This is a genomic window from Lentzea sp. NPDC055074 (assembly GCF_053608005.1).
This window is the reverse complement of the sequence record NZ_JBSGUQ010000009.1, coordinates 280,861-301,434: the sequence shown is the minus strand read 5'-3', so window position 1 is coordinate 301,434 and position 20,574 is coordinate 280,861. Positions and strand designations below refer to the sequence as shown.

Sequence of the window (20,574 nt, the reverse complement as noted above, 5' to 3'; positions counted from 1 at the left end):
CCTCGGTTTCGTCGGGCGAGGCGATCGTTCTGTGCGCGCTCGCCGAAATGAGACGACCGGATTGACGTGGCGCGAACCGGCCAGGCCTCGATCTGCCCGGTTCGTGCCCGGATCCGCGTCTCAGCAGGCTGCCACTTCTGGTCTGTCAGCTGCGGTTTCTCCCTAACGGCGCTGGTAGTGGGGACCGAGCCTGGATTTGGTTGTGTACCTGGGGCGGAACGACATTCCACGCCACGATTGCCCGTCGTTGTCATGCAGCCCGCGAAAGAACCCATATGTCCGGGTTCTGTCAAGAGAGTTGACAGGGCAGGTGGGGTCGCGCGAGTCTCCGGGTGGATGAGGGGAGGTTCGCGGATGATGCCGTCAGCAATTGCTTCCACGGGAAACCCGCGTCTTGATTGGCGGATTCTTGCCATAGAGGTGTGAATACCTCACTTGCGTCGTTCCGACTGTGCTCACAGGACAGGAAAACAAGTGTCGTGCACACCACTCGGCGAGATTCTCGCGTGGGACCACCCCGCTGATCCGCCCGTCCCACTCCCGTTGCGCGGACGTGACGAGGAGACCCGGAGGCTGAAGCGGTTCATCCTGGCCGCGGAGTCCCCGCCGGCGCGGATGCTCGTGGTGGCGTCCCCGGCGGGCACGGGCAACACCAGGCTGGTGGCCGAGGGCGTGTCCCTGGCCTCGGCGCGCGGCTTCTCGTCGGTGGACCTGTCACCGGGCGCGTTCCCGGCGGACGGGCCCCACAGCGTCAGCGCGCTGACCGCCCAGATCGAACCGAGGCTCGTCCAGCGGCTGCGGCACGGACCGGTGCTCGTCACGCTCGACGACGCCCACCGCACGCCGCCCTCGGTCCTCGGCGCCGTGAGCGCGGTGATGGCCAAGCTCACGAACCAGCCCGTGTGCTGGCTTTTCACCGTGCACGCCGAACACTTCGCCACTGCTGCGAGCGAACTGTTGCACGACATGGCACGCGTCCTGCCGTGCGACTGGCTTGAGCCGCTCACGCCGTTGTCGGACGACGCGTCGTTCGCGATCGCCGCCGACCTGCTGGGCGCGGTGCCCGACCCGGACATCGCCTCGCTCGTCGGCAGCGCCGGCGGCACGCCGTCCGCGGTCGTCGAGGTCGTCCTGGACCTGGTGCGGGACAACCACGTCCAGGTCGTGGCCGGCGTCGCCCGGCTGATGGCGGGCCCGCTCGACCGAGGCGTCGCCTGCGCGGTGTCCCCCGACCCGGCCGGGCAGCTGCCCGCGCCGTTCCGCCGGAGGATGGTCGAGCGTCTGCACGGGTTGTCGCCGCAGGCGCAGGACGTGCTCCAGGTCGCGGCGGTGCTCGGCAGCGGTTTCGCGCCGGAGGACCTGGCGGAGATGCTGGGCGAGCCCGTGGCCGTGCTGCTGCGGCCGTTGCGGGAGGCGCTGGCGGCCGGGTTCCTGCGCGGGGGCGGGCCTGAGTTCGTCTTCCACCGCGAGCCGGTGTGGCGGGCGGTGCTGGGCTCCGTGCCGGAACCGATGCGGTCGGCGCTGCACCGGCAGACCGCCACGATGCTGCAGGGCCGCGAGCGTCAGGACGCCGTGTCCGTGGCCGTGCACCTGGTGCACTGCGCGCGAACCGGGGACGCCCAGGCCATCAGCGCGGTCGACGAGGCGGCGCAGAGCCTGCTGCCGGACTCCCCGGAGGCGGCCGCGGCCCTCGCGATCAACGGCCTGAGGATCACCGAGCCGGGCGAGCCCAACCGGACGGCGCTGGGCGTCACGGCGGCCGCCGCCCTGGTCCGGATGGGCAGGCTCAGCCAGGCCGTGGAGCTCTCCCGCGAGCTGCTGCGCCCCGACGACCCGGGCCACGTGCAGTCGGCGTCCGTGCTGCGCACCTGGCAGACCATCGCGGAGATGCTGCGCGGCGATGCCACGACGGTGTGCACGGTCGGCCTGGAGGTCACCGAGTCGTCCGCGCACGGGCACGACCTGTCGCCGGAACTGTTGCTGCTCAACATCCTGTCGCTCTACAACCTCGCCGCCGCGATCGGCATGGCCGACCAGGTGCTCGCGCAGTCCTGCCAGTACAGCTCGGACGTGCTGGCCGCCGCGTTCACCGTGCGGGCGATGGCGAGCTGGCGAGAGGGAAGCCTCGACGCGGCGATCGAGGCGGCCGAGTCGGCCGTGGTCGTGCGCGACGAGCTGACCAGGATCTGGCAGAGCGATCCACTGTGGACGAAGGTCTGGATCCTCACCCGGCTCGGCCGTCTCGACGAGGCGCTGGCCGCGGTGGACGAGGCGTGCGGCACGGCCGAGGCGCACGGGACCGGTGTGATGACGTCGGTCCCGCTCACGTTGCGCGCGGCCGTCCTGCTGGCCCAGGGGGACATCACCGCCGCCGAGGCCGCCGCCACCACGGGACTCGCGGCCTCCGAGCTGGCCGAGATGCCGTTGTTCCAGCCGCAGCTCGGCGCGGTGCTGGTGCTCTGCGCGCTGCGCCGGGGCGACCTCGTCACGGCCACCGACGGACTGCGCCGGCTCGAGGAGTCGATCCCCGCCGGGGACACCCACCCGTGCGCGGTGACGCTGCGGCTGATCGCGGGCCAGGTGGCCGCGGCCAACGACGGCGCCGTGGCGGCGATCGACGAGATCCGCCCGTTCGCCGAGGACCTGGGGCTGCGCGTCCAGCTCCTGCTGGAGGCACCGACCGCGACGGCGTGGTGCGTGCGCACCGCCATGGCCGCCGACGACCACGCCCTCGCCGAACTGCTCGTGAGCACGGCCGAGGACCTGGCCGGCGCCAACCCGGGTCACGACTCGGCGGTCACGGCGGCCGCACACGGCCGTGCACTGGTGAAGCAGGACGTCACCGTGCTGGCGGAACTGCGAGACAGCTGCACCGACCCTTGGACCAGAGCCTCTCTCGCGGAGGACATCGCGGCCGTGCACCTCGACACCTGCCGTGAACAGGCGGTCGACGAACTCAACCGCGCCCTGGCCGGGTACGACGAGATCGAGGCCGAGCTGGACTCCGCCCGAGTGCGCCGCACGCTGCGGCGGCTCGGTGTCCGGCGCCGCCGCACCACGGCGAGACGCCCCGACGAGCCCGAGCCCGAACCGAGGCCGCGCACCGGCTGGGACAGCCTCACCGGCACCGAGCGGAAGGTCGCCCGCCTCGTCGCGGACGGGCTGACCAACCGCCAGGTCGCGAAGGAGCTCTTCATCTCGCCGCACACGGTCGGCTTCCACCTGCGGCAGATCTACCGCAAGCTCGCCATCGGGTCCCGCGTGGACCTCGCCCGCATCGCGCCCTGACCGCCGATCGGGGCTAGGAAGCGATCATCGGCTCGACCAGAGTGACCGCATGAGGATCCTCGCGGCGGCGCTCGCCGCACTTCTGGTTCTGCCCGGTGTGGCGTCGGCGTCGGACACCTACTGGGAGCTCAAGCCGACCGGCACGGACGCCCGGCTGCGGGGCCTGTCCGCCGTGTCCGGCCAGGTCGCGTGGGCGAGCGGCTCGAAGGGCACGGTCCTGCGCACGACGAACGCGGGCCGGACGTGGGAGTCCGTCGGCCCGCCCGGCACCGAGGCGCTGGAGTTCCGCGACATCGAGGCCTTCGACGCGCGCAACGCCGTCGCGCTGTCGATCGGCGAGGGCGAGTCGTCCCGGATCTACCGCACCTCCGACGGCGGGAAGTCCTGGCAGGAGGAGTTCCGCAACACCGACCCGAAGGCGTTCTACGACTGCGTGGCGTTCTTCGACCGGTTCCGCGGCATCGCGCTGAGCGACCCCGTCGACGGCAGGTTCCGCGTGCTGCGGACGTGGGACGGCGGCCGGTCGTGGCACGTCAACGACCCGAAGGGCATGCCGGACGCGCTGCCGGGCGAGTTCGCGTTCGCGGCGTCCGGGCAGTGCGTGACGACCAGCGGCAACCACGCGTGGATCGCGACCGGCGGCGGCGCGAAGGCACGGGTGCTGGAGTCGCGTGACGGCGGCAGGTCGTGGAAGGCGAGCGAGGTGCCGCTGCCGTCGGGCGAGGCGGCCGGGGTGTTCGCGGTGGCGTTCAAGACGCCGTGGCGCGGTGTCGCGATCGGTGGCGACTACCTGTTGCCGACCGATCCCACGCCGGCGTTCGCCACCAACGACGGGCGTGGCTGGAAGGCCGGGAAGCAGGCACCCGTCGGCTACCGGTCCGGCATCGCCTACCGCGGCGACGGGCTGGTCGCGGTCGGTCCGTCCGGGACGGACACCAGTCGTGACGGCAGGACCTGGAAGGTCGCGGACACCGGGAGCTTCGACACCGTGGACTGCGTCGGGCACACGTGCTGGGCCGCCGGTGAGAAGGGACGCGTCGGCCGCACGTGATGCGACTGAGTCCAGGTGAGACCGAGGCCGCGGGGTGGCGCGTCGCGGCGCTGACCGACGTCGTGCGGCGGTTGCGCGAGGAGGTCGGCGTCGTCGGGCGTCCCCTCCTCGTCGCGATCGACGGGCGCGGAGGTGCCGGGAAGTCCACCCTGGCCGGACGGTTGCGGGAGGTCGTTCCCGGTTCCGTCGTCATCCACACCGACGACATCGCTTGGCACCACGCGTACTTCGACTGGGGAGCGCTGATCGCGGACAACGTCCTCGCGCCCCTGCACCGGGCGGAGGCGGTGGCGTTCCGGCCCCCGGCGTGGGTCGAGCGCGACCGTCCCGGTGAGATCCGCGTTCCCGCCGGGACGGACGTCGTGTGGATCGAGGGCACCGGGATCGTCCGCGCCGAGCTCGCCGAGTGGATCGACGCCTCGATCTGGGTGCAGGGCGACCTGGACGAACAGGAACGCCGGCTGTCCGCTCGAGACGGTGACTCCGCGGAGCAGCGGCGGCACGTCGAGGCCTGGCTGGCCGAGGAGGTCCCGTTCCTGCTCCGCGAGCGACCGTGGTCACACGCGACCGTCGTCGTGGCAGGTACGACCACCCTCGCCCACGATCCCCGGTCCGAAATCGTCGTCGCGGTGTAACGCTCGCGAGGCCCGCACCGAAGAAGCACGTGTCGGCGTCACCCCTGCGGGGTAGCCGACGTGAGTGTTCGAAGGCTTCTCGTTGCGTTGCAGGGACGTTGGCGAGGCCGTGCTCAGAGTGAGGACCGGCGGTGCAGGGCCGCCGGTCCTTCTCCTTCACGGCCACCCCCGGACGCACACCACCTGGCATCGCGTCGCGCCGTTGCTGGCCGACGACTTCACCGTCGTGTGCCCCGATCTGCGCGGCTACGGCGAATCCAGCAAACCCGGTGACTACTCGAAACGCGCGATGGCGCGCGACTTCGTGGAGCTCATGCGCGGGCTGGGCCACGAGAGGTTCGCCGTCGCCGGACACGACCGCGGAGCCGCCGCCGCGATCAGGCTGGCGCTCGACCACCCGGACCGCGTCACGCACCTCGCCGTGCTCGACGGACTGCCGATCGGCGCCCACCTCGCCCGTGCCGACGCCCGGTTCGCCCAGGCCTGGTTCCACTGGTTCTTCCTGGCGCGCCAGGAGCTCGCCGCCGCGATGATCAACGAGAACCCCGACCTCTGGTACGGCGGCCGCTACCACGACACACCCCTCGCGATGGGCGTCGAGAACTGGGCCGACTTCCAGCGGGCGATCCACGACCCCGCGACGGTGCTCGCGATGTGCGGCGACTACCGCGCCGGACTGGAGGTCGACCGCCACCACGACGACGAGGACCTGGCGGCGGGACGCCGGATCACATGTCCCGTGCTGGCTTTGTGGTCGGCCAAGGACGACCTGGGCGAGCTGTACGGCGACCTGGCGGGGATCTGGGCGGAATGGGCCGACGACGTGCGCATTCGTTCCCTCGACTGCGGGCACCACATGGCCGAGGAAGCACCTGTCGAACTCGTGCGCGAGCTGCGCTCGTTGTTCTGAACGGACCGTTGACGACAGGTGGTGATGAGGTTTCGGTGCGCGCACGCGTTAGGGTCTGTGCGTGGCCATCGCACGTGCCGAACGCCTCGTCAACCTGGTGTTGTGCCTGCTGTCGACCCGTCAGTACCTGACAGCGGAGCGCATCCGCGCCATCGTCCCCGGCTATCACGAAGCGCCGACGGACGAGGCGTTCTTCCGCATGTTCGAACGGGACAAGTCCGAGCTGCGTGATCTCGGCGTGCCGCTCGAGACCGGGCGGCAGTCCAACGCCGAGGGCGCGGAGGACGGGTACCGCATCGCGCGGCGCGACTACGAGCTCGGGGACATCGACCTCGAACCCGACGAGGCCGCCGCCGTGGCGCTGGCCGCCCGGCTGTGGGACTCGCCGCAGCTCACGGGTGCCGTGCACGGCGCGTTGATCAAGCTGCGGGCGGCCGGGGTCGACGTCGACCAGGACACGCCCGCGACCGTCGAGCCCAAGGTGCGGGCCAACGAACCCGCGTTCCCGCCGCTGCTGCAGGCCGTGCAGGCGGGCCAGGTCGTCGCGTTCGACTACCGCAAGCCGCCGCCGGGCGGGCAGAAGGAACGCACGGTCGAGCCGTGGGGCGTCGTCGCGTGGCGCGGCAAGTGGTACCTCGTCGGCTGGGACCGTGAACGCGACGACACCCGCTGCTTCCGGCTCTCCCGCGTCGTCGGCACCGTGCGGACCGTCGGCAAGCCCGGCGCGTTCACCGTTCCCGAGGGCACGGACCTGATGAGCCTCATCGCGCGCACGCAGGCCGATCCGCACCACACCGCGCCCGCCAGGATCTGGGTGGCCAAGGACCGGGCGCAGGGCGTGCGGCGGCACGCGAAGGTCGTCGAGGAACGCGACGGCGGCGACGTCGTCGAGATCGACCTGAAGTTCCCCGACTCGGCGGCCAAGTGGCTCGCCGGGTTCGGTCCCGACGTCGTGGTGCTGGAACCCGAGGTCCTGGCCAAGTCGGTCCGCGACCGCCTGCAGGGCGCACTGGAAGGAGCGCGGTGACCGCGTCGAACGAACGGCTGCCGCGCCTGCTCGCACTCGTGCCGTACCTGCTCAACCGGCCCGCCATCACCGTGAAGGAGGCCGCGGCCGACTTCGGCATCACGCCCAAGCAGCTGCGCAAGGACCTCGAGCTGCTCTGGATGTGCGGTCTGCCGGGCTACGGGCCGGGCGACCTGATCGACCTGTCGTTCGAGGGCGAGACGATCACCGTCTCGTTCGACGCGGGGCTCGACCGGCCGTTGCGCCTGACCGCGGCCGAGGCGGCGTCGCTGCTGGTCGCGCTGCGGGCGCTGGCCGACACACCGGGTGTGGTCGACACGGACGCCGTGCAGCGGGCGCTGGCCAAGATCGAGGCGGCGGTCGGCAAGGCGCAGCCCGCGGGCATGGTCGTCGGGCTCGGCGGGTTCGAGCGCGGGGAGACCGCGGAGATCCGTGCCGCGGTGCAGGACGCCGTGAAGCGCGAACGGGCCGTGCGCATCCGGTACTACTCGCAGTCGCACGACGCGATGAGCGACCGAGTGGTCGATCCGATGCGTCTGCTGCTCGTGGAGGGCCGCGGTTATCTCGAAGGATGGTGCCGCGCCGCCCTCGGCGTTCGGCTGTTCCGGCTGGACCGGATCGACGAGGTGCAGGTGCTCGACGAACCCTCGTCGCCTCCGCCGCACGCCCAGCCGACCGATACATCGGAGGGCTTGTTCCACCCGAGGGACGATCAGAAGATCGCGGTCCTTCTTCTCGAACCGGACGCCCACTGGGTCGCCGAGTACTACCCCGTTGATCACTCCGCCGAGCTCTCCGACGGCCGCACCCGTGTCCTCATGCGCTACGACGACCCGTCCTGGATGGTCCGCCTGCTCCTGGGGCTGGGCGGTGACGTGCACGTAGAGCAGCCGGAGGAGCTCGCCGCGGAGGTGGTCCGCCAAGCCCGCGAGGCATTGACCCGGGCAGATCACCTGCTGTCCACCTGAGCCGTATAACGTGTGCTTGTGCCGTCCACACCGACCCTGGCGCTGATCGCGCTCGGCCTGATCGTCCTCATCGCAGGCGCGGTCCGAGTCATCCGATCCTTGCGTCGATTCGCCCGCGCCCGCACTCTGGTGGGGGACGCGGTCGGTGACGGCGTCGGTCTGCTCAAGGCGCGCACCGCGGCGCTGAAGGTGGCCATCGCCGGACGGCGGCCTGAGGAACAGGCCCGCACCAGGGCAAACCCCGCGTACGATCGTCGTGGCGGGGGAGACAGGAGGATCACCAATGGGTAACCTCGGACCCACCGAGCTGATCATCATCGCTGTGGTGATCATTCTGCTGTTCGGTGCGAAGAAGCTTCCCGACATGGCCCGTTCGCTCGGCAAGTCGGCGAAGATCTTCAAGGCTGAGACCAAGGGCCTGCGCGACCAGGACGCGGACGACGCGCCGGTGCAGCAGCAGCCCGTGCAGCAGCCGGTCCAGCAGCTCCCGCCCGCCCAGCCGCAGCCGGTCCAGCAGCCCCAGGTCGCTCCTCCCATCGAGCAGACCAGCCAGAACAAGGCCGCCGGCAACTGACCTCCCGGTCCCTGACTTGTAAGGACGGTCGACGCGGTGGCAGGTCCGTTCCGGTGGGTCGCTGAACGCCGGGAACGCGGCAGGCGCCGTCGGGGCAACGCCGACGGCACGATGTCGCTCAAAGAGCACCTCTACGAGCTGAGGTACCGGCTCGGTCTGGCGATGCTGTTCATCGCCATCGGCGCGATCTTCGGTTTCATCTGGTTCGAGGTGCGCCTCGGCCCGATCCCGTCGCTGGGCGACATCCTGACGGGGCCGTACTGCCAGCCGGATCTGGCGAAGTACCGGGCGAACATCACCAACAACGGCACCTGCGCGCTGCTGCAGACCGAGCCGTTCGAGATCTTCATGGTGCGGTTGCAGGTCGGCGCCGCGGCGGGTGCGGTGCTGCTCAGCCCGGCGTGGCTGTTCCAGATCTGGGCGTTCATCACGCCCGGCCTGTACCAGAAGGAACGCAGCTTCGCCCGCGTGTTCGTCGCCGCCGGCGCGCTGCTGTTCGTGGCCGGCGCGGTGCTCGCCTACCTGGTGGTGCCCGAGGGCCTGAAGGTGCTGCTCGGCTTCGGTGGCGACAACTGGGTCACGGCGCTCACCGGTAGCAAGTACATCAACTTCGTCATCACGATGCTGTTCATCTTCGGCGTCAGCTTCCTGATCCCGCTGGTCGTCGTGATGCTCAACCGCGCGGGCGTGCTGTCCTACGAGCGGCTGGCGAAGTGGCGGCGCGGCCTGATGATGGGCCTGTTCGTGTTCGCCGCGATCGCGACGCCGGGCACCGACCCGATCTCGATGGTCGTGCTGGCCCTCGCGCTGGTGCTGCTGTTCGAGATGGCGACCCAGATCGCCCGCGTCCACGACAAGCGCAAGGCCAAGCTCCGCAAGGCCGAGGGCTGGGACGCGCTGGACGACGACGAGGCGGCGCCGTTCAACTACGTGGCCTCCGACGCCGAGGGCAACGACCCCGGTGAGAAGGTCATCGCTCCGGAGCCCCCGAAGCGCGTGAACTACGACGACGCCACGTGACGCGGGCGGCTTTGCTGGTCTGCCCCGCGTCGGGCAAGGGGCGGGCGGCCCGCATGGCCGGGTCGACCGCCGCGGCGTTGCGTCCCCACGTCTCGTCGCTGACGCAGCTGGTCGCGCACGACGCCGAGGGCACGCTGGCGATGGCTCACGAGGCCGTCGCGTCCGGGGTCGACCTGCTCGTCGTGCTCGGCGGTGACGGGGCCGCCCACCTGGGCATCCAGGCCGTCGCGGGCACGTCCACGGCGCTGGGCGTCGTCCCGGCGGGCACCGGCAACGACCTGGCGGCGGCCATCGGCTCGCAGTCGGTCGAGGACGTCGTGCACGGCACGCGCAAGACCCTGGACCTGGGCCGGCTGTCGACGGGGCAGTGGTTCGCGACGGTGCTGTGCGCCGGGTTCGACTCCGCGGTCAACGAGCGGGCGAACGCGATGCGCTGGCCCGCCGGTCCGCGCCGCTACGACCTCGCGATCGTGGCCGAGCTGGCGTCGCTGAGGTCGGCGCCGCTGGTGGTGAAGACCGAGTCGGAGACGTTCGAGCTGGACGCCACGCTCGTCGCGATCGGCAACACCCCGAACTACGGCGGCGGCATCCCCGTGTGCCCGGCGGCCGACGCCCATGACGGGGTGTTCGACGTCACGGTCGTCGAGGGCGGCAGCCGCTCGATGCTGGTCCGGATGCTGCCGACGTTGCGCACGGGCAAGCACACCGAGCACCCGGCCGTGCGGACGTTCCGCGCGCGCGAGGTGTCGTTGTCGGGTGGAAACGGCTGGATCGCCTACGCCGACGGCGAACGCCAGGAGGCGTTGCCGGTGACGGTTCGCACGGTTCCGGACGCTCTCACCGTCGTGGGTCGCTAAGTTGTACGGCTGTTCGGTTCGTTTTTCGGTTCTTCGGTAGGGATTCATGGAGACGCTGGAGTTTCAGTCCGAGGCGCGTCAGCTGCTGCAGCTGATGATCCACTCGATCTACTCGAACAAGGACACGTTCCTGCGCGAGCTGGTCTCGAACGCCTCCGACGCGCTCGACAAGCTGCGGCTGGAGTCGTTCCGCGACAAGGACATGGTCGTCGACGTCGACGACCTGCACGTCGTGATCGAGTCCGATCCCGCGGAGCGCACGCTGACCGTGCGGGACAACGGCATCGGGATGACGCGCGAGGACGTCGTGCGGCTCATCGGCACGATCGCGAAGTCCGGCACCGCGGAGTTCCTGAAGCAGCTCAAGGAACAGCAGTCGGGCAGCACGTCCGACCTGATCGGCCAGTTCGGCATCGGCTTCTACTCGTCGTTCATGGTGGCGGACAAGGTCACCCTCGTGACGAAGTACCCGCACGCCGAGAAGGGCGTCCGCTGGGAGTCGACCGGCGAGGCCACGTACACGATCGACGACGTGGACGACGCACCGCAGGGCACCTCGGTCACGTTGCACCTCAAGCCGTCCGACGACGAGGACCGCCTGCCGGACTACACCGAGCCGGCGAAGATCAAGGAGATCGTCAAGCGCTACTCGGACTTCATCACCTGGCCCGTGCGCCTGGGCGGCGAGGAGATCAACTCGCGCAAGGCCCTGTGGGCGCGCCCGGCCTCCGAGGTGACGGAGGAGGAGTACGCCGAGTTCTACCGGCACATCAGCCACGACTGGAACGCGCCGCTCGAGACGATCCGCATGCAGGCGGAGGGCACGTTCGAGTACCAGGCCCTGCTGTTCCTGCCGTCGCAGGCGCCGATGGACCTGTTCATGCGCGACGGCAAGCGCGGCGTCCAGCTCTACGTGAAGCGCGTCTTCATCATGGAGGACTGCGCCGAGCTGATGCCGGAGTACCTGCGGTTCGTGAAGGGCGTCGTCGACGCCGCGGACCTCTCGCTGAACGTGTCGCGCGAGATCCTGCAGCAGGACCGCCAGATCCAGCTGATGCGCCGCCGCCTGGTGAAGAAGGTGCTGCAGTCGATCAAGGCGCTGCAGTCCTCGCGGCCCGACGACTACGCGAAGCTCTGGGGCGAGGTCGGCGCCGCGCTCAAGGAGGGCCTGCTCTCCGACCCGGACAACCGCGACGCGATCCTGGAGGTCTGCTCCTTCGCCTCGACCGACTCCGAGGACGCGAAGACCACGCTGGCCTCGTACGTCTCGCGGATGAAGGAGGGCCAGGAGCACATCTACTTCATGACCGGCGACTCGCGGGTCGCCGTCGAGAAGTCGCCGCACATGGAAGCCCTGCGCGCCAAGGGCTTCGAGGTGCTGATCCTGACCGACCAGATCGACGAGATGTGGGTCGACTCCGTCCCCGCCTTCGACGGCAAGCCGCTGCAGTCCGTCGCCAAGGGGCAGGTCGACCTGGAGACCGACGAGGAGAAGACGGCCAACGAGGCCAAGGCCGCCGAGTTCTCCGACCTGCTGACCTGGATGGGGACGTCGCTGGCCGACGACGTCAAGGAGGTCCGCCTCTCGACCCGTCTGACGACCTCGCCCGCGTGCGTGGTCGGCGACGCCCAGGACATGACTCCGACGCTGGAGAAGATGTTCAAGGCGATGGGGCAGGAGATGCCGAAGATCAAGCGGATCCTCGAGCTCAACCCGTCGCACCCGCTGGTCGAGGGCCTGCACCAGGCGTTCGCGGGCGGCGAACGCGAGTCGCTGGCCGACACGGCGGAGCTGATCTACGGGCTGGCGCTGCTGGCCGAGGGTGGCGAGCTCGCCGACCCGTCGCGGTTCGTGAAGCTGGTGGCGGACCGGGTGCAGCGCACGTTCTGACGCTGGTGGCCGGGCAGGCGCGGCGGCGACCGCGCCTGCCGGCACCGCCGGTCCGCCGCGCTCGGGTGCGGTGTCGTCGTGCCGCCGCGCTCGGGTGCGGGTGTGGCAGTTCCGCCCGCTCGGGTGCGGCAAATCCGTACCGCCGCGCTCGGGAGAGGTGTGGCATTACTGCCCGCTCGGGTGCGGCGAAGCCGTGCCACCGCGCGCGGGTGCCGGTGTCGCGCCCCGCCGTCCGGCCCACGTCCGGCACCGCCACGGCACCAGCTCGTCTGACCAGGCCGAACCACCCCGGCCCCTCCGTCGCAGACCCTGCCAGTCGACTCGATAGCTTCAGTGTGGGTTGAAATTAATCTATCTCGACGGCAATTGTCGGTGTGATGTGAAAGCCTGAAGGGGTGTCAAGTGCTTCGCGGTCCCCGGCCGAGGCCTACGCCCACTCCCGGCGCAACGCCCAGCGGCCCAAGCTGACCGACTTCCTGTCCGTGATCTCGTTCGAGCTGGACCCGTTCCAGCGCCAGGCCTGCGAGGCCCTGGAGGACGGTCACGGAGTGCTCGTCTGCGCCCCCACCGGTGCCGGTAAGACGGTGGTGGGCGAGTTCGCCGTGCACCTCGCGCTCACCGAGGGCCGCAAGTGCTTCTACACCACGCCGATCAAGGCCCTGAGCAACCAGAAGTTCGCCGACCTCACCGCCCGGTACGGCCCCGAGAACATCGGCCTGCTCACCGGTGACACGAGCGTGAACGGTGGCGCGCCGGTCGTCGTCATGACGACCGAGGTGCTGCGGAACATGCTGTACTCGGGCTCGTCCACTCTGGACGGTCTCGCGTACGTCGTGATGGACGAGGTGCACTACCTCGCCGACCGCTTCCGCGGGCCCGTGTGGGAAGAGGTCATCCTGCACCTGCCCGAGCACGTGCAGGTGGTCGGTCTGTCCGCGACGGTCAGCAACGCCGAGGAGTTCGGCGAGTGGCTGGTCGAGGTGCGGGGCGACACCGCCGTCGTGGTCGACGAGCACCGGCCCGTGCCGCTGTGGCAGCACATGATGGTCGGCAACCAGATCCTCGACCTGTTCGAGGGCGACCAGAACCACGCGCGGATCAACTCCCAGGTGCTGCGCAAGACCGAGGAGCTCGCGCGCTACCACGTGCCGTTCAGCCGCGGGCGCAACCGCAGCGGCGGGCCGGGGCGGCCGTCGCGCAACAGCGGGTACAAGCCGCCGTCGCGCACGGACATGATGCAGCGTCTCGACGCGGCGTCGTTGCTGCCGGCGATCGTGTTCGTGTTCAGCCGTGCGGGCTGTGACGCGGCGGTCGCGCAGACGGCGCGGGCCGGGTTGCGGCTCAACACGCCGGAGGAGACCGAGGAGGTCCGCCGGATCATCGACGAGAAGACCCGCGACCTGCCCGAGGCCGACCTGGGCGTGCTGGGCTTCTGGGAGTGGCGCGAGGCGCTGGAGCGCGGCATCGCGTCGCACCACGCCGGCCTGCTGCCCGCGTTCAAGGAGACGGTCGAGGAGCTGTTCGTCCGGGGGCTGTGCAAGGTCGTCTTCGCGACCGAGACGCTCGCGCTGGGCATCAACATGCCCGCGCGCACGGTCGTGCTCGAGAAGCTCGTGAAGTACAACGGCGAGGCGCACGTCGACCTCACGCCGGGCGAGTACACGCAGCTCACGGGCCGTGCGGGCCGTCGTGGCATCGACGTCGAGGGGCACGCGGTCGTCGTCTGGCAGCCGGGGATCGACCCCAAGGCGGTCGGCGGGCTCGCGTCCACGCGCACGTACCCGCTGCGCTCGTCGTTCCGGCCGGGCTACAACATGGCCGTCAACCTCGTGAACCAGCTCGGTGCCGAGTCCGCGCGCGCGATCCTCGAGCAGTCGCTCGCGCAGTTCCAGGCGGACCGCTCGGTCGTCGGGCTCGCCCGCCGCATCGAGCGCAACAAGGAGGCGCTCGCGGGCTACACCGAGTCGATGACGTGCCACCTGGGCGACTTCACGGAGTACGCCTCGCTGCGCCGCCGCATCGGCGACCGGGAGAAGCAGCTCGCGAAGCAGAACACGAACGCGCGCCGCATCGAGACGGCCAAGTCGCTCGAGAGGCTGCGCAAGGGCGACGTGATCGCCGTGCCGTCCGGGCGCCGCAGCGGTCTCGCCGTCGTCGTCGACCCCGGCCTGGAGCCGATGGGGGAGGCCAAGCCGCTGGTCGTCACCGAGGACCGCTGGTCGGGCCGCCTGACGTCGGCCGACTTCCCGTCGCCGGTCGAGGTGCTCGGCCACATCCGGCTGCCCAAGCAGGTCGACGTGCGCTCGCCCAAGTCGCGGCGCGACCTCGCGTCGACGATCCGCAACACGGGCATCACCGTGCCGTCGCGCGGCCGCCGGCAGACCACGGCGGACGACGACCCCGAGCTCGCGACGCTGCGCCGGGCCCTGCGCGCGCACCCGTGCCACGGCTGCGACCAGCGCGAGGACCACGCCCGCTGGGGCGAGCGCTACCACCGGCTGCTGGCCGAGAACCAGCAGCTGGAGCGCAAGGTCGCCGCGACGACGCACTCGCTGGCCCGCCAGTTCGACCGCATCCGCGCGTTGCTGCGCGAGCGCGGCTACCTGAGCGAGGCCGAGGAGGTCACCGCCGACGGCAAGCGCCTGACCAGGCTCTACAGCGAGTCTGACCTGCTCGCCGCGGAGTGCATCCGCAACGGTGTGTGGAAGGGCCTCAAGCCCGAGGAGTTGGCCGCCGTCGTGTCGTCGCTGGTCTACGAGGCGCGCCGGGACGGCCCGGTCGAGGCACGCCTGCCGCAGGGCCCGGTGGCCGACGCGATGCTCAAGACCGTGCGGCTGTGGGCGGAGATCGAGGACGACGAGCGCCGCCACAAGCTCGAACGCATCACCCGCCAGCCCGACCCCGGCTTCGCGTGGCCTGTGTTCCGCTGGGCGCGCGGCGAGTCGCTGGAGAAGGTCCTCAGCGCGGCCGAGGCCGGTGGGAACGAGCTCGGAGCAGGCGATTTCGTGCGCTGGTGCCGGCAGGTGATCGACCTGCTGGACCAGATCCGCGAGGTCGTCGGCCGCCAGGACCCGGTCGGCGCGGCCGCCGCCAAGGCCGTCGACGCGCTCAGGCGCGGAGTTGTGGCGATGATGTGACATGAGCCTGACGAAGGTTTTGCGAGTCGGAGTAAAGACTGACGTGCACGGTGTGATTGGATTTCGCCGCAACGTCGTACACACGGAGGTCGACAGATGAGCAGCCCGTACGGACCGTCCGGAGGGAACGATCCTCAGCAGCCGTGGGGCCAGCAGCCGCAACCGCCGCAGCAGCCGTACGGGGGCGGTTTCCCTCCTGGTACCCCGTCCGGCGGCTTCCCGGCTCAGCAGCCGGGGCAGCAGAACCCGTACGGCCCGCCGCAGCCCGGCCAGCAGCAGCCCCAGCCGGGCCAGCAGCAGCCGTACCCGGGCTTCGACCCGTCGCAGCAGCAGACGCAGCAGTACGGCGTGCCCGGCCAGCAGCCGCAGTCGAACCCGTACGGCACGCCTGCCCAGGACCCGTACGGCCAGCAGACCCAGCAGTACGGCATGCCGGGCCAGCAGCAGGACCCGTACGGCCAGCAGCAGCCGAACCCGTACGGCCAGCAGCCGGGCTACGGCCCGCCGATGCCGCCGAAGAAGAAGTCCAGCGCGGCCATCTGGGTGGCGGCGGTGGTCGTCGTCCTGCTCGTCGGTGGCGTGCTGTTCACCGGGTTCGTGTCGCCGGCCTTCTTCAAGAAGAAGATCTTCGACAACACGGCCGTCCAGACCGGCATCGTCCAGATCCTGAAGGACGAGTACAAGATCTCCGACGTCGGCGCCGCGACCTGCGGCGGTGAGAACGAGGTCAAGCCCAACACCTCGTTCGAGTGCAAGGTGCAGGTCGGCGGCAAGGACAAGAAGGTCAAGATCGTCGTCAAGACCGAGGACGGCGAGTACGAGGTCGGCCAGCCGACCGGCTGATCCTCGCCCGCACTTCGCGATAGCCTCCCCCGGAGCACTTCTGGGGGAGGCTTTCTTGTCCGTTCGGCATGTCGTGTTCGCCGCCGTCGAGTCCGTGCCGCGGTGCCCGCTGAAGGTCGTGCGGCTGTTCCCGGACGGCACCGAGGAGACCTTCACGCGGGACCTGGTGTGGGAGCGGTCGAGCACGCTCGGGGACGCCCTGCCCGTCGGGGCCTGGGAGACCGGGCCGGAGTACGCCACGGCGTTCCTCACGGACATGGTCGTCGAGACGCGCGCGGCGAAGTACGGGCGACCGCACGCCGACGGATTCGTCTACCACGCGTTGTTCCGCGAACGGGCGGACGTCCTGGACCTGGACGCGTGCCACGGCCTGGTGAGGCGGGACCAGGACGAGGCCCTGCACGAGCTCACCCCGGACGGCTCGTGGCAGCCGTGCCGCGAGGAGGTCCCGGCCTTCGCCGTGCGGAGGTGGGCGACGCCGGGGCCTGCCGCTGTCGCGATCGACGCCGGCGAGGCCGCACGGCTGGCGGCCCGTGGCGTCCGGGCACCGGAACCGGCCGAGTGGCACGTGATCTGGGCCGAGGACGACGCGATCCCCGCCGGTGTCGTCCTCGTGCGTGCCGACGGCAGCGAGGAGGTCTTCACCCGTGACCTGGTGTGGGAGCGCTCCGATCTGCGGCACCGCACACCGGTCCGCGTCCGCGAGGCGACCGAGCCGGAGGCGCGGCGGGCGATCGGCGAGATGGTCCGCCTGATGAACCTGTGCCGGCGCCGCGACGAGGGCGGCCCGTACCAGTACTACGGGATCTTCCGCGACGAACGCGACGCGGTGGACCTCCGCAACGCCTCCCAGATCATCCGGCAGCCGCGGGACAACGGCCGTGACCCGCAGGTGAACCGCTGGCGTGCGGAGACGTGGGACTTCCTGACCGAGGACGGGTGGACCCCCCACCGAGGTGCTGCGCAGGATCGACGTCGGGTCTTTCCACGACGAGGCCGTACCGATCACGCCGGCCCAGTTCGAGGAGGTCCTCGACTGGGCGCGGCAGTGGTGGCGGGCCTGCGGAAACTGAGGTGCGCTCGCCGTCCGCCTGAGTCACGATCGCGGGCGTGACGGAGATCCGCGTTCTCACCGACGAAGCGCAGTACCGCGCCCACAACACGCTCTTCCGCCGTGCGATGCACTGGAGCGCGCCCACGGACGAACAGTGGGCGGTCACCCTGCCCTCCTACGAGCCCGGCCGGGCGCTCGCCGCGTTCGAGGGCGACGAGATGGTCGGCACGACCCAGACGTTCGGCGGCTCCATGGTGGTGCCCGGCGGCGCCGTTGTGCCGCATGCCGCCGTGTCACGCGTTGGCGTGCGTGCGGACTACACGCGCCGTGGCGTGGTGAGTGCCCTGATGAAGGAGCAACTCTCGACGCTCGCGGAGCCCGTCGCGACGTTGCGTGCGTCGGAGGGCCGCATCTACGGCCGCTTCGGGTACGGACTCGCAGGGCGGGTGCGGTTCCTGCGGGTCGACGCGCGCAAGGCCGTGATCCCTGGTGCGCCGGCCGGGCGGGTGCGGATGATCGACCAGGACACCGCGGAGAAGGTGCTGCCGGAGCTTCACACCACGTTCGGCCTGGACCGGCCGGGGCAGATCTCCCGCTGGCCGGGCTGGTGGGTCAGGGCGTTCGACCGCAAGGGCGACTCCGACAACCTGGTGACCGTCGTCCACAGTGGACCGGACGGTGACGACGGGTACGTCTGCTACAAGGTGTCGGAGGACAAGGACTTCAAGCACCACATGGAGGTCGAGGACTTCGCGTGGGCCGGCGCCGACGCGTGGCGCGACCTCTGGATCTACCTCACGCGCCTGGACCTGGTCGACACGATCAGCGTCGACGCCGCCCTCGACGATCCGCTGAACTGGCTGTTCGAAGACCCGCGCGTGGTGTACACGAAGGACGTCTACGACCAGATCTGGCTGAGGCTGGTGGACGTGCCGCGCATGCTCGCCGCCCGCACCTACGGCAGCGCCGACCCCGTCGTCATCGAGGTGCGCGACAGGCTGCTGCCCGCCAACGACGGCTGCTATCGCGTCTCGTCCGGCGGTGCCGAACGCGTCGAGGCGCACCCTGACATCACGATCCCCGTCGACCTGCTCGGAGCCGTGTACCTCGGCGACACGAGGTTCTCCGACCTCGCCGCCGCCAAGCGGATCGAGGGCTCGCGGTTCGCCGAGGCCGACGCGCTGTTCGCCGGCCCCGTCGCCCCGCTCTGCTCGACGTTCTTCTAGGGACGCCGCTCCATCGCGTTCACCAGACGCGGCACCGAGCTGCCGAGGCCCCAGCGCTGCGTGAGCTCACGCAGCCGCTCGGGGTCGGCGGGCACGCGCGGCACGTCGTCGGCGCGGTCCAGCACGACCGGGGCGTCCAGTGCCGTGCGGACGACCACGGGCGCCACCGCCAGGTAGTCCTCGGCCGCGATGAGCGCGTTGCGGGCCTTGGTGGTGAGCTTGCGGTCCATCGGGTCCGTCACGGCCTCGAGCACCGCGTCGAGCGAGCCGAACTCGGTGATGAGCTTCGCCGCGGTCTTCTCGCCGATGCCCGCGACGCCCGGCAGGCCGTCGGACGGGTCGCCGCGCAGCACGGACATGTCGGCGTAGGCGGAACCGGCGTTCTCGACGGGCAGCGAGTACTTGGCGGCCAGCTCCTCGGGACCGAGGACCTCGGCCTTGTTCCAGCCGCGGCCGACGTAGACGACGTGCACGGGCGTGGGCTCGAAGCGCACGACCTGGAACATGTCGCGGTCACCCGTCACGACCTCGACCGGCGACTTGGACTCGTGGTGGGCCAGGGCGCCGATCACGTCGTCCGCCTCGTAGCCCGCCGCCTCGCCGGTGCAGATGCCGGCGGCGTCGAGGACGTCGAGGATGATCGGGATCTGCGGCGTCAGCGTGTCCGGGACCTCCTCGGACCCGTCCGCGGCGTCCTCGGCGACCCGGTGCGCCTTGTAGGACGGCAGCGCCTTCACCCGGAACTCGGGGCGCCAGTCGGCGTCGAGGCAGGCGACCAGGCGGGCGGCGCCGCGTTCGGTGATGACGCGGGCGATCGTGTCGACGAACCCGCGCACGGCGTTGACCGGCGTGCCGTCGGGCGCGGTCATCGAGTCCGGCAGCGCGTAGTACGACCGGAAGTAGAGGCTCGCGGAGTCGAGCAGCACCAGGGGAGAGCTCACGAAGGGACAAGCTACTAGGCTTTCGGCCATGGCAACGATCACCGGGCCCATCGACGTGTCCGCGCTGCGTGCGCGGCTCGACCGCGCAACCGCAGCCGCCGAGCAGGCGGGCGTCGACGCCCTCCTCATCTCGCCCGGCTCGGACCTGCGGTACCTGATCGGTGCCGGTGGCGACTCGTTCGAGCGACTCACCTGCCTCGCGCTGCCCGTGGGCGGCACACCGCGGCTCGTGGTGCCGAAGCTGGAGCAGCCGGGCTACGCGGCCATCCCCACGGACGAGCTCGGTGTCGAGGTCGTCACGTGGGTCGACGGCGAGGACCCGTACGCGCTGGTCAAGGCCGCGCTCAAGGGCGACCGGACCGCGGTGGCGGACATGATGCCCGCCCTGCACACCATCAAGCTCGGCCAGGCGGTCGGCGGCGCGCAGTCGCTGGCCGGGCCGATCCTCCGCGAGCTGCGCATGCGCAAGGACGCGGCCGAGATCGACGCGCTGCGCAAGGCGGGCCAGGCGATCGACCGCGTGCACGCCCGGATGGGTGAGTTCCTGCGCGTCGGCCGCACCGAGCGCGAGGTGGCGAAGGACATCGCCGACGCGATCGTCGAGGAAGGCCACACCGTCGCCGACTTCGTGATCGTCGGCTCCGGCCCCAACGGCGCGTCGCCGCACCACCGCGACTCCGAGCGCGTGGTGCAGGCGGGGGAGGTCGTCGTCATCGACATCGGCGGCCCGGTCGCCGAGGGCTACAACTCCGACTCGACCCGCACCTACGTGATGGGCGAGCCCACATACGACGACGTCCGGGAGACCTACGCGGTCCTGCAGGCGGCGCAGCAGGCGGCCGTCGAGGCCGTCAAGCCTGGTGTGACGTGCGAGGAGATCGACGCGGTCGCTCGCAAGGTCATCACCGACGCGGGCTTCGGCGAGTACTTCGTCCACCGCACCGGCCACGGCATCGGCCTGGACGTGCACGAGGAGCCCTACATCGTGAGCGGCAACTCCCTGCCGCTCGAAGCAGGCATGGCCTTCAGCGTGGAGCCCGGCATCTACCTGCCCGGCCGCTGGGGTGCCCGCATCGAGGACATCGTGGTCGCCACCCCGGACGGCGTCGAGTCCTTCAACAACCGACCTCACGAGCTGGTGGTGCTTTGACC

At 70.7% G+C, this 20,574-nt stretch carries 17 protein-coding genes; 16 read left to right on the top strand and 1 reads right to left on the bottom strand.

The genetic code is table 11. From position 1 onward, the window contains the following. Nucleotides 1–474 precede the first annotated feature (474 nt). The 15 genes from ACWF7A_RS22640 to ACWF7A_RS22570 all read left to right on the top strand — a co-directional run bounded on the left by ACWF7A_RS22640 (nucleotide 475) and on the right by ACWF7A_RS22570 (nucleotide 18,481). Nucleotides 475–3,288, top strand: a complete 2,814-nt coding sequence (locus ACWF7A_RS22640; RefSeq protein ID WP_452252453.1) for a LuxR C-terminal-related transcriptional regulator — start codon at nucleotides 475–477, stop codon at nucleotides 3,286–3,288. 49 nt (nucleotides 3,289–3,337) lie between these two features. Beyond that, a complete protein-coding gene (locus ACWF7A_RS22635) occupies nucleotides 3,338–4,339 on the top strand; it encodes a WD40/YVTN/BNR-like repeat-containing protein (protein ID WP_452252452.1) in 1,002 nt (333 codons plus the stop codon). Beyond that, nucleotides 4,339–4,974 carry a hypothetical protein gene (locus ACWF7A_RS22630; protein ID WP_452252451.1) on the top strand — a complete coding sequence of 212 codons (636 nt, stop codon included), beginning with the start codon at nucleotides 4,339–4,341 and terminating at the stop codon, nucleotides 4,972–4,974. The genes ACWF7A_RS22635 and ACWF7A_RS22630 overlap by 1 nt, the downstream gene beginning before the upstream one ends. Nucleotides 4,975–5,083: 109 nt before the next feature. Further along, entirely contained in the window at nucleotides 5,084–5,884 is an 801-nt protein-coding gene (locus ACWF7A_RS22625; protein ID WP_452252450.1) for an alpha/beta fold hydrolase, read from the top strand. A 61-nt stretch (nucleotides 5,885–5,945) separates the two neighbouring features. Beyond that, the gene (locus ACWF7A_RS22620) at nucleotides 5,946–6,911 is read left to right on the top strand and encodes a helix-turn-helix transcriptional regulator (RefSeq protein ID WP_452252449.1); all 966 of its coding nucleotides are present in this window, start codon (nucleotides 5,946–5,948) and stop codon (nucleotides 6,909–6,911) included. After that, nucleotides 6,908–7,879, top strand: a complete 972-nt coding sequence (locus ACWF7A_RS22615) for a helix-turn-helix transcriptional regulator (RefSeq protein ID WP_452252448.1) — start codon at nucleotides 6,908–6,910, stop codon at nucleotides 7,877–7,879. The genes ACWF7A_RS22620 and ACWF7A_RS22615 overlap by 4 nt, the downstream gene beginning before the upstream one ends. A gap of 18 nt (nucleotides 7,880–7,897) precedes the next feature. Further along, entirely contained in the window at nucleotides 7,898–8,170 is a 273-nt protein-coding gene (locus ACWF7A_RS22610) for a bacteriophage holin (RefSeq protein WP_452252447.1), read from the top strand. Further along, on the top strand, nucleotides 8,163–8,453 hold the full coding sequence (gene tatA, locus ACWF7A_RS22605; RefSeq protein ID WP_452252446.1) for a Sec-independent protein translocase subunit TatA: 291 nt from the start codon (nucleotides 8,163–8,165) through the stop codon (nucleotides 8,451–8,453). Before ACWF7A_RS22610 ends, tatA begins: the two co-directional genes overlap by 8 nt. A gap of 111 nt (nucleotides 8,454–8,564) precedes the next feature. Further along, nucleotides 8,565–9,473, top strand: coding sequence for a twin-arginine translocase subunit TatC (gene tatC / locus ACWF7A_RS22600; protein ID WP_452252483.1), 909 nt, complete (start codon nucleotides 8,565–8,567; stop codon nucleotides 9,471–9,473). Next, the gene (locus tag ACWF7A_RS22595) at nucleotides 9,470–10,330 is read left to right on the top strand and encodes a diacylglycerol/lipid kinase family protein (protein WP_452252445.1); all 861 of its coding nucleotides are present in this window, start codon (nucleotides 9,470–9,472) and stop codon (nucleotides 10,328–10,330) included. The genes tatC and ACWF7A_RS22595 overlap by 4 nt, the downstream gene beginning before the upstream one ends. 46 nt (nucleotides 10,331–10,376) lie before the next feature. Beyond that, complete coding sequence (gene htpG / locus ACWF7A_RS22590) at nucleotides 10,377–12,221, top strand: molecular chaperone HtpG (protein WP_452252444.1); 1,845 nt, start codon at nucleotides 10,377–10,379, stop codon at nucleotides 12,219–12,221. A 395-nt stretch (nucleotides 12,222–12,616) separates the two neighbouring features. After that, complete coding sequence (locus ACWF7A_RS22585) at nucleotides 12,617–15,358, top strand: DEAD/DEAH box helicase (protein WP_452252443.1); 2,742 nt, start codon at nucleotides 12,617–12,619, stop codon at nucleotides 15,356–15,358. 96 nt (nucleotides 15,359–15,454) lie between these two features. Next, the gene (locus ACWF7A_RS22580) at nucleotides 15,455–16,201 is read left to right on the top strand and encodes a DUF4333 domain-containing protein (protein WP_452252442.1); all 747 of its coding nucleotides are present in this window, start codon (nucleotides 15,455–15,457) and stop codon (nucleotides 16,199–16,201) included. 55 nt (nucleotides 16,202–16,256) lie between these two features. Further along, nucleotides 16,257–17,315: a hypothetical protein gene (locus tag ACWF7A_RS22575; RefSeq protein WP_452252441.1), complete on the top strand. Its 1,059-nt coding sequence runs from the start codon at nucleotides 16,257–16,259 to the stop codon at nucleotides 17,313–17,315. Beyond that, entirely contained in the window at nucleotides 17,312–18,481 is a 1,170-nt protein-coding gene (locus ACWF7A_RS22570; protein WP_452252440.1) for a GNAT family N-acetyltransferase, read from the top strand. Before ACWF7A_RS22575 ends, ACWF7A_RS22570 begins: the two co-directional genes overlap by 4 nt. Here the strand turns inward: ACWF7A_RS22570 and ACWF7A_RS22565 are convergent. Continuing rightward, entirely contained in the window at nucleotides 18,478–19,422 is a 945-nt protein-coding gene (locus tag ACWF7A_RS22565; protein ID WP_452252439.1) for a 5'-3' exonuclease, read from the bottom strand. The two genes, ACWF7A_RS22570 and ACWF7A_RS22565, sit on opposite strands and share 4 nt — an antisense overlap. 28 nt (nucleotides 19,423–19,450) lie before the next feature. Here ACWF7A_RS22565 and ACWF7A_RS22560 point away from each other — a divergent pair, with 28 nt between their 5' ends. Further along, entirely contained in the window at nucleotides 19,451–20,572 is a 1,122-nt protein-coding gene (locus ACWF7A_RS22560) for a M24 family metallopeptidase (protein ID WP_452252438.1), read from the top strand. Nucleotides 20,573–20,574 lie beyond the last annotated feature (2 nt).